The sequence below is a fragment of the Gracilibacillus orientalis genome (assembly GCF_900114645.1).
In the GTDB taxonomy this organism is placed as follows: domain Bacteria; phylum Bacillota; class Bacilli; order Bacillales; family Amphibacillaceae; genus Gracilibacillus; species Gracilibacillus orientalis.
On sequence record NZ_FOTR01000002.1, the window covers coordinates 408,152 to 422,323 of the forward strand.

Sequence of the window (14,172 nt, forward strand, 5' to 3'; positions counted from 1 at the left end):
TACATTAATAATTACACTGTAGCAATTCTGCTATTTTCTTATCCTTTGACAGCTCCACTTGTCATACCTTTCATTACAGCTCGATTTAAGAATAGATATAGGAACAATGTTGGTAATACAGCCATGGAGATCGAAGCAAATGTTGGCCCCCATGCTCTTTGACCATACTGTCCTGCAAAACTCATTAAACCTGTTTGGATTGTTCTTAAATCAGAATCACTTACAAATGTCATGGCGAATATTAAATCGTTCCATACAAAGAAGAACTGAACAAGTGCGACTGTAACGACAGCGTTTAATATCATAGGAAGTCCTATTGAAAAGAAAATACGATAAATACTTGCTCCATCCATAACTGCGGATTCTATCAATTCATTTGGTACAGCTTTAAAATAACTCGTAAATAAAAAGATGGTTAACGGTAAACCAAAAGCAATATATACTAAGATTAAGCCAAATAAATTATTCAATAAACCTGTATGGAAGTACATCGTAAAGATAGGAAGTAAAACAATTGGAATCGGAACCATAATACCTGAGATAAAAAGTAACAAGATCACTTTTTTCATTTTCCATTGCATCTTTTCAATCGCAAATGCTGATGCTGCTCCAATTAATATAATAAAAAGCAATGCTGGAAACGTAGCAATAATACTATTTTTAAAATATGTTCCCATATTGCCAGTGTTCCAAGCTTCTACATAATTTTGAAAGTAGAATCCTTCTGGTAGTGCGTACATTGGTGATGCACTGAATTCTCCTGGTGCTTTTAATGAAGACATTAACAACCAAAATACCGGATAGACAGCGATCACCACTATGGTAAAAATCAGTAATTTTCCTAGCAAATTAAAGATCGTATGTTTAAAATTAAACGGTTTCTTCTGTTTAGCTGTTGCTAATCCCATAGAAAATCCCCTCCTTATTTAGTTGCATCCTTCCATGAAACTCTATATACAACTAGCGTAATAACTAAAGTAAGGAATAGTAAAACTAATGCAATCGTACTACCATATCCATAGTTACCACTTGTAAATGCTTGCTGATACATATAAACAGATAATGTGGTTGTCGACTTACCTGGCCCTCCATTTGTAAGTGCGACAACTTGCTCAAAGACTTTTAACGTCCCACTCAAACTAAAAATAACAGAAGAGATAAGAATAGGCTTGATTAATGGTAAAACAATAAACTGTGTTAATTTCCAGCCTTTCGCTCCATCGATTTTAGCAGCTTCTAAGACATCTTCTGGCACATCCATAAGACCCGCATATAAAATAACGGCATAAAAACCCATTGCTTTCCAAATCTCCATAATACACAAAATCCAAAATGCTGTACTTGTCTGTCCCAACCATGGTTCAATATATTGTTCCATATTAAGAACTTCCAATAAACTATTGATTAAACCGTAATTTGGTGCAATCTCAAATAGTTTAGAGAATAGTTGCGCAATAGCTACTGTAGGTAAAACAACCGGAAAAAATACTAGTGTTCGAATTAAAAATGAAGCTTTTTTAATATAAAAAACGAACAATAAAGAAAGCATTAAACCTAAAAATACTTGTCCTGTTGTCACTACTAACGTAAATTTAATGGTAGTCCATAGACTATTATAAAAATCTGGATCACTAAATATCGCAAAATAATTACTAAGCCCAGCAAAATCAAAACCTTTAATTAATGATCCTTCAAAAAACGTATATACACTTGACCAAATGATGGGAACAAGCAACAATACCAAAAATATCAACAACGCCGGAGCAATAAATAGAAAAATTGCTTTTCGATCACCTAATACCTTATGCATCTTTATCACCTCAAATATCCGATTGGATCTTTTACTTAGAAAGGAAGATTGGTATATCCACGCAGGCGCCATAAACTAGGCAATTACCCAATCAGCGCTCTGCGCTTTTCTATTATTTTTTAAGTTCTTCGTCTAGTAATTCTAAGTATTCTTCAGGAGAAATATCTCCATTCACTAATAATTGTGCATTTTGCTCTGCTACTAGTTTCTGGTCTGCATTAAACCTACCTTCAAACCATAGGGCGGCATTTTCAGCACTATCGATCGTATCTAATGTTAGCTCTGTTAATGGACTAACATCTTCTGGCATATTTTCGACAGTGAATCCTGAAACCATCCCCATTTCTTTCATCGCTTTATCTCCATATCCAGTAAATGCTTCTTTCACCCAATCTGCCATTTGTTCATCATATTTATCCGCTGATAGACTTAAAGTTAAACCGGCATTCATGGACCAATCTGAAAGTTTACCTTCTCCACCTTCTACTAATGGAGTATTGAATAATCCAATATTATCTATGCCTATTTGATTTCTATCCTCATTATTGAAATTGGCTACATCCCAACTACCACTGTAATACATTGCTGCTTGACCTTGTAAAAATGTATCTAATGCCGTGTCAGAATCTATTGTATTCACACCTTGACCGAAATAACCATCCTGACCCATATTTTGAACAGTTGTTGCCGCTTCCACAAATCCTTGATCCGTAATACTTAAATCGCCATTACTTACATCTTCCATCGCATTTGCTCCATAGTATCGGATAACATAACCATTGATTAACCTAGTGATTGGCCATCTTTCCTTACCTGCTACTGCAAATGGTTGAACCCCCGCTTCCAATAACTTATCACTCGCTGTTAATAAATCAGCCCATGTTTCTGGAACTTCTAATCCATTCTCATCAAAAATTTCTTTGTTATACCAAAATCCTTCAATATTCAATTCTACTGGTAACGCATATAAACCACGACCACTACTTAATTGTTCTAGTAAATCAACAGCAGCCGGATTTAGCTCTTCATAGATTCCTAAATCGTTAAATGCTTCCTCAATATTTAATACAGAACCATTATCAATCAAGTCACCCAGTTGATTTGATTCATATTTAAATAATTCTGGTAAATCATTACTTGCAGCAAGAAGCGATATTTGTTGTAGTATATTATTTTGTTCAATCGTTTCTATTTGCAAATCTGTATCTGATTGTTCTGCATCAAAATCTGATAAAATTTTTGCCTCTTGCACTTCTGGTGTGTCCTCTGAAATAAAGTTGATTTCTCTTTGATCACTAGAACTTCTTTCACTTTCATTATTCTCATTTGCTTCATCGTTTGAACTACATCCAACAATAATTAATAACATAAGTGCAAATGTAAGCGTAAGAACAGCCTTTAATTTCATTGCCAAAACCCCTTTTTTATATAAATTTTGATTACAATTTAATTGTAAGCGCAAACATTTTTAAATGTAATCGCTTTATTTTTCAGTAAAATGTCTGTTTTCTTAAGGTTCTTTTTCAAAAAAAGAAGATATATCCACTATTTAGATATACCTTCCTTATATTTTCCAGGGGAGACATCTGTATGTTTTTTAAAAGTATCTGAAAAATGCCTATATGTTGCGTATCCTATATTTTGGCTTACTTCCGCTACTGTATCACCATGTCTTAACATAAGCTTAGCCATTTCGATACGCAAATGAGTCAAATATTTTATATATGTCATACCCATGACCTCTTTAAACAATGCACTAAAATAATTTGGGTTTAAACCGACTTCTTCCGCAATTTCTTGCAAGGATATATTCTGGTTATAATGACGATGAATGTATTTGCATGCTCTTTCCACTAAATAATGCTGTTTAGAACGTTGATATTCTTGAGATGAACTAATAATCCAATTAATATTGGAAGAAATCCATTTTTTTAATTCATCTTTTGACTTTACATTTTGTAATTCCGTTTGCGACAGAAATGTATTCGTATTGTTTATAGTGTATTGAAACTCCTCCACTGTTTCAAAACAGAGATAAAATAACTTTAATAGTTTTTCCTCCTGTAAACTTCTATCAGAGGTTTCTTGTTCTAATTTTTGGAAATAATTATTTAGTGATTCATAAACTAAATCTTGATCACCTAAAATAATATGATATAAAATCTCTTTCTCTTCTATTGAAATAAATTTTGATATTTTTGAACTTCTATTTATTTCTTCGAATACTATCATTCCTTTTAATTGTCGAAATATTGCATGTTTATAGGCTTTTAATGCTTCTTCATAGCTGTTTCGTAATTCAGCTGCGTCCGTTCGCATATTTCCTATACCAACAATCTGATTCTCGTTCGTGACACCCGCTAGATCTTTTAAAATGATGGATGTATCAGATGTATACATGTAAATAACAACAATATTATTTAATCCTGTACTTATAGCGATGGGAAAATAATGCTCTGAACGTTGTTGTAATGGAAGTGATGTAGCATCATGGATAATTACCATAAAACCAACTATGTTCTTCTCACTCTCATCGGCCATTTCGGTTTGCCAATTTTCAAAACTGTTAGGGTTATGAAGCAATAGGTCCATCGTTATTTTTTCGATTTTTATTTGTTCTGTTTGATTTGCATTCTCTTTCAATGCCACTAATTCTTGTTGTTTTTTCACATGCTCCAAAATCTTTTCAATTGTTTCCTTTATTGTTGGAATAGTTATCGGCTTCTCTAAGTAATCTATTACGCCCAATTTAAGTGCACTACGAACGTATTCAAACTCATTGAATCCGCTGAACACGACACACAATGTATCTGGCGATTTTTGTAATATTTCTTTTACTAACGTTAGTCCATCTTTACCTGGCATACGAATATCGGTAAAGACAATATTCGGTTTATGTTCATTAAATAATCTTATCCCATCTTCCCCATTATCTGCTGTTCCAACTATCTCGATCCCATAACTAGACCAATCAATCATTTTTTTCATACCTTCTAGTACAATAAATTCATCATCTATTATAATCGCTTTCATTTATATAAACTCCTTTAGCATTAGGATTGTAGCTAATCTTAACTACCGTTCCTTTACCTATCATGCTTTTCATTTTGAAAGAGCTAGATCTACCATAATATAATTCCAATCTTTCTTTTATATTATTTAAACCATATCCCTGATTAGTGGCTTTTTTATCTTTCATACCCACACCATTATCAGCTATCACAAATTCGATCATTTCATTATACTGTCTGCCTTTAATTATAATCTTACCAGGCCCTATTTTCTTTTCTAATCCGTGATAAATAGAGTTTTCTACTATTGGTTGTAACATCAATTTTAATATGAGTATTTCGTTTATATTAGGATCAATTTCTGTGATATATTCAAATCGATTGTTATAGCGAATGTTTTGAATCGTCATATAATGATCAATATGTTTTATTTCTTCTAGTATTGGAATTTCTGTTTTTCCTTTACTCAACGTAATTTTAAAACTCTCGGATAATGCAACAGACATTTTTTCTATTTCACTTTGCTGATTCATGACCGCCATCCAATAGATAGAATCTAATGTATTATATAAAAAATGCGGATTAATATGTGCCTGTAATACTCTAAGTTCAGCTTCACGTTCTTTTACTTCATGTTGTTTCACATTTTCCATCAGTTCTTTATTATCAATCGCCATTTTTTTAAAAGTTTCACCAATTTGGCCTACCTCATCATTTTTAAATTTTTCTGTGAAACCAAACTCACCTTTTGACCACCTGATCATCATCACTTTTAATTTCTCAAGTGGATTTGTAATCGTTTTCGATAACATAATCGATAACATAATGGCAATAACAGATATAATAGAAGCGATTACCAATGTGATATTGCGAATAGAATGTAATTCTTTTAGTAATGCATCTTCAGGGATAATATGCACAAAATTCCATCCTGTGGTCTTATTTTGAAATTGACTCTGTATAAACCCATCTTCTTCTATCACTTTAGTAACATCACTCATATCATCGTTTTCTCTAAAAATTTGCTCCATCTTATCATCACTAGAATAGACAATATCCTTTTCATCATCTATCTCATTTGTTACCATGAAATCCTGTTCATTTTCCACAGCTTTATTTTGTTGAAACAAGGATTTATTAATATTAATTATTAAGAAACCCATCTCTTCAAATTCCATATCTCTAGGATCTAACAACCATTTAACGGTAGATATAGAATGATCATCATTAGGATTTAATACATTATAGGTAAAAAAAACTTCTCTTCCTCTCGCAGAAACAGCTCTTTCAAACCACTCAGATTGTTGTACTACTAAAGCTTTATCATCTCCTTCGTATACACCTAGATTATCTGATTTACCATTACAAATTGCACGGTATTGATTATCAACCAAACATACGGAATCTATATATTCTCGCTCTACTATGTAATTTGAAATAATGGTTTGAAGTTGAAATGCTGCAACTTGCTCATTTTCGTCTAATCCGATGCTTGTTAATTGGTTTTGCAGCTCTGAATTTGAAAGAATATAGCGATTCATCTTAATAATACTGTTAAAAACATAATCGATCCGATCATTAAATGTTTTTAACTGTTCATGATAATAATTCGTATAGTTTTCCTTAATCGAATTAGCTGAGATATTATATGCAATAATGCCTACTAAAAAAATAGGTGGTATAGATAATATAATTAACACCAAAAGAAAACGCTCTCTTAATTTCCGAATCTGTAATTTTTCTATTAGCATACGTTTTAATTTTTTCATGTCAATTAAGCTCCTATAGCTGGAAGATTTTATAATGGGTTAGTTGCAGTGGATATATTGGAAGTATGGTATTTATTTCGTTTGTTGTCAATTCCTTTTGGTGGACTGATAGGTATAAAGTTTTATTTGTACAGCTAAAGCAATATCCTTTACTGTGGTTGTGTTTCTTTTTCTCTTTTATGGAGATTTTGAGGATAAGGAGGTTATGCTCATGATTGTTAGGGCACAATTTGTGGAACTCTAGATTATTGCCAATGAAATGTACCATCCTTGACATAGTTTTCTCCACGGAATGACAGACTATCTACCACTTTATACCTTCCGGATGATCAAAGTTAAAAACCTTAGTTTTTGGAATCAGCAATGTTATACTTGTTGTATAAATTTGAGTGATTCTCAATAAGAGCATTCTTCTGTAAACGGGCCCTATCGTGGAACAAAGAGATGCTATATTGTTGATGATTAGGAGGCGCGAATCATGACAAAGCTATATCCTGTACATAATTTTAGTGAATTATATCCAATTACATTAGAGAAAATGTCATATAGTGATGTACTGCCCTATGATTCTGGAATGTTAGATGTCGGAGATGGACATCACATTTATTGGGAGACTTGTGGAAATCCGAACGGAAAGCCTGTTTTGGTTGTGCATGGTGGACCAGGATCCGGAGCAACTCCCTATTGGAGACAATTTTTTAATCCGAATTTGTATCATATTATTTTATTTGATCAAAGAGGATGTGGCAGAAGTTACCCAAATGCTGGGGATACAGGGTCTGCTCTGATTGCTAATACCACAGAACATCTTATTTCAGATATGGAAAAAATTAGAACAAAGATGAAAGTCGATAAATGGATGTTGTTTGCTGGTTCGTGGGGCACAACTCTTTCTTTGGCGTATGCAGTAACTTATCCAAACCGTGTTACAGAATTAATACTCTGGGGTGTTGGTACCACACAAAAACAAGAGATTGACTGGCTAACATGGGAAATGAGGCACATCTTTCCAAAAGAATTTGATGATTTGTTATATCCCATAAAAGACATAATGGGAGATCGAAATATTCCGCTGGCATACAATGAACTTCTAATATCTTCTGACCCTGCAATATGTATGCCTGCTTCGTGGGCTTGGTGTACATGGGAAGACCGTATTGTAAGTTTAGGAAATCATGTAAGTCCAAGTGAAAGATATTTTGATGATCGTTTCAGACTTTGTTTTGCAAGGCTTGTAACACATTATTTTGGGAATTATGCATTTTTAGATAATAATTATATCGTAGGTAATATTCAAAACATTAAAGACATCCCTCTAATTATGGTGAAAGGTCGATTGGATATAAGTTCACAGTTAAGTATTACCTGGGCGATGCATAAACAACATCCATTATCTGATCTGTATTTAATTGATAACTCAGGTCACGGCGGTTCTGAATATATGCATCGAGTATTGATTGGTGCAACTGAATATTTTGTAACACAATAATCTTGATCCTGACTTTTATTTGATCTTTTTTATGATAAAAGCTCCCATCCACAGTTGCATTACACATATTAAAAAAGGGGGAATTTCGGCTTCTAGTTCTTTTGGTTTCTAGATATTTATGTGTTTTGGATTTGTTAAGTACATATTCTTAAGTAAAATACCATGAAATATTACAACAATATGGCGCATTTATGGAACATCAAAAACCTAATTTCTCACTAAAGGTACGGAGAAATTAGGCTTTTAAATTTTTTGAAATTGTCAATAAGTAGACCGGTTTATCTTCAAATCCCATTATATATGCTTTCCATAAATCATTTTGTTGTGCGGCGTTGGCATTAAAGCCAATTTGCCCATCCTCAATATTTAGTGTTACTCCATCTGCACTTGGAGTACAATTCGTATAATTTACCGGATCCTGGCTTCCGAAGTTTCATAAGGCTCAGGGTAAGCACTATTCGGTGCAGGTCCTAAATCTGTAATAGAAGTAGGAACGATATATGGAGTTTCATCTCTTGTTCCTTCCAGTAAATCAGCTAATACTTTTGCTTGTGGTGTTGCTGGATCATCATTAACTACAGCTTTCGCACCATCAATGAACATTTTAGCAAAATGATCAACACCAGCATCATTTGGATGAGTTCCATCTACTTTTCCACCTCGTACTCCCCTAAAATAGTAATCTGTACTCGTAGCATCTCTACCCAAAATTTCACAAAGCTCTGAATACCATGCAAGTGAAGGTGCATTAAGATCTACAAAGGCAATATCTGTGGCACCTGCCGTAACTTTTTCTTCAACATATTGTTTTCCTATCTCAGGAAAACCTTCTAAAGTGGAAGACCATGTGTTTGTTGCTGCATCGTATTGATAAGCCCTATGCCGATCTATTGGGCCTACAATAATGAAATTAGCTCCCTTTTGATGAACATAATCATAATAATTGGAAATACCCTCATAGTAACCTTCTGGACCGTCCGTTTTATGATTATGTCCAAACTCAAAGAATACAGTATCACCAGGCTTAATCCGTTCTTTAAACTGATCAAAATGAGGTATACTGCTGTAGGCATTCAGTCCGCTCTCAGCATGATTAGATACCGCTACTTCTTGGCCTATATATTTGGATAGCGCTTGCCCAACGCCGGAATAGTTTTGAAGCCTAAAATAAGGAAGTGGCGCTAATTGATCATTAACTGTTGAGTCACCAAGTACCCAAAGCGTTTTACCTTGTTTCTTCTGTTGAATCTTGGCAGAAGAAATTGCTGCATTTTCACCACTTACTGCGATATTTAGCATAGTATCTTCGTATGTCCCTGTTACTTTGGAGTAAACGTCTTGTATATTGACATTAAATTCATAAGTCATACTAGTGCCAGCAGGAATGGCCTTTTCTGTTAAATGAAAATGTCTTTTTTCAGAAAATAAATTGACGATTGCATCTTTGCTTTGATCTGCACCTGTTAAAGTAACTTTTACTTTGTAATAAGTATTTGGAGTAACATTTAATGCAAAACGGATTGGCATACCTGGATCCGTTACAGCTACAGCATCATGTTTCGCATTTTTGGGCTTAGGCTTGGAAACATTTTGTAGTTTAATTTCCTGCCCTTCCTGCATGACAAAACCATCACTTCTATTATCTTCTTTATAACCATCAGGACCCAATCCCAAAAAACCGTACCCTTTTTCCTTTGTGTATGCTAAATCGGAGGGTACGCTTGAATAACCATTTGCCACATCTTCAGAGGAACCAAAGTCGAACTTCCACATTTTGGATTCCTTGTTGAGCTGGTCAGCATGGTAACCTTGACCCTCCTTGTAACTTTTAGTTTCTGTAGCTCCTTCTACACGAATAGCGTTTGTCATACACGTCGCTGTAAGTATACAACCAAACATAAACAAAATTCCTAACTTTTTCACAAAACATTTCTCCCTTCGTCAATTGATAGATTCAAACTGATATGCCCCTGTTTTATACGTTTCATCGATTCCACTGCTAACAAGCTGAATAGGCAGCAATCGAATATGGATAAATTCACCTCCTCTAAGAATCTGTCATTCTTCCAACCCTTCTCGTATTCATGCAGTGTCTTATTCCAATAACATTGGTTTTCTTACTTAATCGTCTGATCAAGATCTGTAATCTTCATCCGGGCCATTGATGTGAATATAATGGATACATCCCTACGCCCTATAAGTTGTTCATGTCTTTTATGAAATGGAATTCCGAAAATACAAATAAATGTTAGCGGTTACATTACTATTCATTATAATGCGAACATTAAGTTATTTCATTGACTGGTAATGTCATATTTTTTTAAAAATTTATCTGAGAGATCTTTGTGGTCAGGTTCCTTTCCCATCGATTTATTATTGGGGATTTTCAGATTTTTCAGCCCTTAAGCCACAAACTTAGTGAATGTGAGTTTTCTACCTTTTGAAAAGCAGGACCACTTTTAACTTCTGTTACATCACCATCCCCCTTAAAGACTTCCTTCACATGCCAATAGTTAGATCCCTCTTTCTTATTAATTTACTTATCTTCTACTTCAATCAAATAATATTTTTGATCAAATCCCCCTCTATCTAAAAACTTCCTTTGTCTTACAGCTAATAATTCCTCTTTCGTTGTTCCGTGTATTTCTGCCATAGCGAAGATCACTTCCAATAAATCTGCTAACTCCTCAACAGCTTCCTCATTATTCGCTGTCTGTTGATATTCCCTCCATTCTTCTTGAAATTTTTCATGTAACGCTGTATTGAATTGACTTTTGTCTAAATGTTTCAATCGATATGCTAAGTTTTTCTTCTCTAGAATTTCTGGTATTTTATCACGTACTAACTTATTATAAGTTGGCATGGTATCATCCTTTATTTAATTAAGTATTGGAATCACTTCTTATGAAACGCTCCAGATTACAATTCACAAATTCTCGGAGATTATGCTAAAAACGAGAAATGCATATACTAATAACCCACAGCTACTACTGCGGGTTATAGATCAGCGGTTCCTCCAGAGGAATTGGCTATCGTTGTTTTGACAGACCTCTCCTAGTTACTTGTTGGGCAAATAGGTACTATTGGTTAAAGAAACTATCAATGCGAGCACTGCAACCAAGAAGGTACCCGAATAAAACAGTATCATAAAACTCTCATACATACTCATGGGCATCACACCCTTTCTATAAGGAGATTAACCGACCTAACCCTAAAAGAACGTTATCCACCTGAATTACATCACATGTCAAACAAAACATTTGATAGTTTTATTGCAGCTGTTTTTCCTTTTTAAAGTTTCTGTTTGAATGATCTAGTCATTTCTCCCATCACCCAATTAGTTCGCGCACCATTCAGTCCCGTACTTGGACTTACGGCGCTTTCGTCTGTTAATTCTGCCATGATTGTCTCAATAAGAGGCTGATGTGCATGTTGAGGTGGTTCAAAACTCCATTGCTCTTCTCCACTTGCCTTTGTCAAAACAACCGGGGCATTACCAAAAGTTGAGAATGTAATCTTCCCTTTACTTCCGATGATTTCATTTACATCAACCTCATCATATGCCGAAAAACACCAACTTCCAACACCATGAATACCTGATTCAAATCGATAGCTACCCGTCACAATATCTTCCACATGATAATTACCTGCCTGATTGGAAGCAAAACCATGCACTTCCTTAATTGGCCCTAGTAAAAAATCTAATATATCCAGGGTATGACTGGCTAAGTCAAAAAACAGCCCTCCTCCTGATATTTCGGGCTGAAGACGCCAAGGAAGATTCACTGAACTTTTGTGACCTCATCCGCTACTTGTTGATACTGTGTGGTGGATACAAAACGAATATCGCCAATTTCGTTATTTTCCAATAACTTTTTGATTTTAACAAATTTAGACTGTGCTCTGCGGTAGTACGCAATAAATAAAGGCACATAAGCTTGATGACAAGCTTTAATCATTTCGGTGCATTCTGCCCAATTGAGTGCCATAGGCTTTTCCACATAAACAGGTTTGCCTGCCTTCGCTACTTTCAATGTATATTCCATATGTAATCCAGGAGGTGTAGCAATATATACTGCATCGACATCCGGATCATTGATAAGTGCATCTGCATTATCATACCATTTTGGAACTCCGTGTCTTTCCGCATAGTCTTTCGCCAATGCACCAGTTCTTCGCATAACCGCAACTAACTCTGCGTTTTCTACCTTTTGAAAAGCAGGACCACTTTTAACTTCTGTTACATCACCACAGCCAATAATGCCCCAGCGGACTTTTTTGAAGTTCATGGGAATTTTCCTCCTCTATTTTCACAAGAATTTTAGTCTTTTATTGATTTTATTATCTCTAGTTTAGCATTAGTTGCAGCTGATGTTGAAAGTTAACCTATCACATTATGAAAATCTTAATCTAATCATTAAAAAAGTCCTGTCACTACCCCAAAATCCATCTTAGAAGTAGTAACAGGACCTTATTCCAAAATTTAGATATTAATGTTCTTTTTCTGCCCACTCAAACTGATTTTATTCTCATCAAAATTACCAATAATGGACTTCCTTTCATGAGCAGACTAGTAAATCGCTATAATTATTTCCAAGGTTTGTTCCTCCACCATTACACCTATAACAAGCTTTATCTATATTAAGTCTCCGTATCATCTACATGATCATCATCCAATTTACGAATTCCAAACCCACCAGTAATTGGAGCAAGGAATCCATATAATGCTGAGAATACAAATCCACCAAGGTTGAAAATTGCCCATGGTAAGAATTCGAAGTTATCGACCCCTAAAGTAGTTGCCATAAAAACCCCTGAAACAGTCCAAGGCATCAATGCCTCCGTAATAGTAATTGAATCCTCCATGTTTCGAGATAAGTTTACAGGGTGCAAATTCTTTTTCTTGTATACCTTTCCATAAATATCTTGAATAAGGAAATACGAAACAAGGGCATTGGACGTACAGTTGATCACAGCAAAACCAGTAACTAGTGCAGATAATGTGATACTTCCGATTGTTTTCATATGCGCCATAATACTTTCCAAAATAGTGTTTAATGCCTGGGATACTTCTAATGCTGATGCAAAGAAAAAAGCTACAAAAACAAAGAATGTTGCGTTGTACATAGAATAAAGACCGCCACGATTTAACAATGACTGTAAATCTTCACTAATGACGTTTGCTTCCGTTCCCAGCATTTCCACATTAAACCCAGAAACAGCAGATGCAAATATATTAGCAAAAGAAGAACCCTGGAATACTAATCCAATAATCATTGCAATAACAGATGAAGTGAATAACACAATTAGTGGTGGTTTTTTCATCAATGAGCCACCAATGACAACAACTGCAGGTAATAAAAGTACTACGTTCAGGTTAAATAGTTGGTCAAGTCCTGCGGTCATTTCCTGAATACTCGCCAATTGTGTTGAGTCCGTTTCAATACCAAAACCTACAACCGTGAAAACGATGATTGCAAGTATAGAAGATGGAATCGCCGAATAGAGCATATGTCTAATGTGTTCATACAAATTCGATCCTGCCGCAATGGAACTCATATTGGTCGTATCCGATAGAGGAGATAATTTATCACCAAAATAAGCACCTGATACAACGGCACCAGCTGTTATCGCCAACGATAAATCCATTGTTTGGGCGATACTCATAATTGCTACACCAATAGTTCCCGCTGCTCCCCATGAAGTACCAACACAGGTTGATACGATAGCCGTTACTAAGAAAGCAATTAAATATAGATAATTCGGATTAATCATCTCTAGTCCATAATAAACAAAAAGAGGAATGGTACCTGCAATCATCCATGTTCCAATTAATAAGCCAATAGAAAATAAAATTAAAATGGCTGGAAGTGCCTTTTTGATTTTAGACCCCATTGTTTCAATGATCCTTTCCCAATTATGACCATGCAACACGGCAAAAATCGTAAACACAATCCCACCAAATAATAGCATCAGTTCAGCTGGATATTCTAATATACCAATACCTACAATAAAAATGGCTAATGAAATAACTATTGGAATTAATGCGGTACCAATAGAAGGACTTTTAATGTTTTTTGCACTCATAAATAA

General features: G+C 34.8%; 11 protein-coding genes. 1 reads left to right on the plus strand and 10 read right to left on the minus strand.

Annotation, left to right across the window (positions count from 1 at the left end; translation table 11 throughout):
* Positions 1–38: 38 nt before the first annotated feature.
* The 5 genes from BM121_RS05410 to BM121_RS05430 all read right to left on the minus strand — a co-directional run bounded on the left by BM121_RS05410 (position 39) and on the right by BM121_RS05430 (position 6,590).
* Entirely contained in the window at positions 39–908 is an 870-nt protein-coding gene (locus tag BM121_RS05410; protein ID WP_091482168.1) for a carbohydrate ABC transporter permease, read from the minus strand.
* Between the two features lie 14 nt (positions 909–922).
* Positions 923–1,810 carry a carbohydrate ABC transporter permease gene (locus BM121_RS05415; protein WP_091482170.1) on the minus strand — a complete coding sequence of 296 codons (888 nt, stop codon included), beginning with the start codon at positions 1,808–1,810 and terminating at the stop codon, positions 923–925.
* Between the two features lie 112 nt (positions 1,811–1,922).
* Positions 1,923–3,218: an ABC transporter substrate-binding protein gene (locus BM121_RS05420; protein ID WP_091482173.1), complete on the minus strand. Its 1,296-nt coding sequence runs from the start codon at positions 3,216–3,218 to the stop codon at positions 1,923–1,925.
* Positions 3,219–3,355: 137 nt separating this feature from the next.
* The gene (locus BM121_RS05425) at positions 3,356–4,843 is read right to left on the minus strand and encodes a response regulator (protein WP_091482175.1); all 1,488 of its coding nucleotides are present in this window, start codon (positions 4,841–4,843) and stop codon (positions 3,356–3,358) included.
* Positions 4,821–6,590: a cache domain-containing sensor histidine kinase gene (locus BM121_RS05430; protein ID WP_091482177.1), complete on the minus strand. Its 1,770-nt coding sequence runs from the start codon at positions 6,588–6,590 to the stop codon at positions 4,821–4,823. Before BM121_RS05430 ends, BM121_RS05425 begins: the two co-directional genes overlap by 23 nt.
* 478 nt (positions 6,591–7,068) lie before the next feature.
* On the opposite strand from BM121_RS05430, the gene pip reads away from it, so the two are divergent.
* The gene (gene pip, locus BM121_RS05435; RefSeq protein WP_091482180.1) at positions 7,069–8,079 is read left to right on the plus strand and encodes a prolyl aminopeptidase; all 1,011 of its coding nucleotides are present in this window, start codon (positions 7,069–7,071) and stop codon (positions 8,077–8,079) included.
* A gap of 408 nt (positions 8,080–8,487) precedes the next feature.
* On the opposite strand, the gene BM121_RS05440 is transcribed toward pip, so the two are convergent.
* From BM121_RS05440 to nhaC, 5 genes are all read right to left on the minus strand, one after another.
* Complete coding sequence (locus tag BM121_RS05440; RefSeq protein WP_245780740.1) at positions 8,488–10,002, minus strand: SGNH/GDSL hydrolase family protein; 1,515 nt, start codon at positions 10,000–10,002, stop codon at positions 8,488–8,490.
* A gap of 613 nt (positions 10,003–10,615) precedes the next feature.
* On the minus strand, positions 10,616–10,942 hold the full coding sequence (locus BM121_RS05445) for a nucleoside triphosphate pyrophosphohydrolase (RefSeq protein WP_091482182.1): 327 nt from the start codon (positions 10,940–10,942) through the stop codon (positions 10,616–10,618).
* Between the two features lie 428 nt (positions 10,943–11,370).
* A complete protein-coding gene (locus BM121_RS22580; RefSeq protein WP_342714396.1) occupies positions 11,371–11,865 on the minus strand; it encodes a Gfo/Idh/MocA family protein in 495 nt (164 codons plus the stop codon).
* Positions 11,862–12,368: a Gfo/Idh/MocA family protein gene (locus BM121_RS22585; protein WP_342714397.1), complete on the minus strand. Its 507-nt coding sequence runs from the start codon at positions 12,366–12,368 to the stop codon at positions 11,862–11,864. Before BM121_RS22585 ends, BM121_RS22580 begins: the two co-directional genes overlap by 4 nt.
* A 352-nt stretch (positions 12,369–12,720) precedes the next feature.
* The gene (gene nhaC / locus BM121_RS05455; RefSeq protein ID WP_091482184.1) at positions 12,721–14,166 is read right to left on the minus strand and encodes a Na+/H+ antiporter NhaC; all 1,446 of its coding nucleotides are present in this window, start codon (positions 14,164–14,166) and stop codon (positions 12,721–12,723) included.
* Positions 14,167–14,172 lie beyond the last annotated feature (6 nt).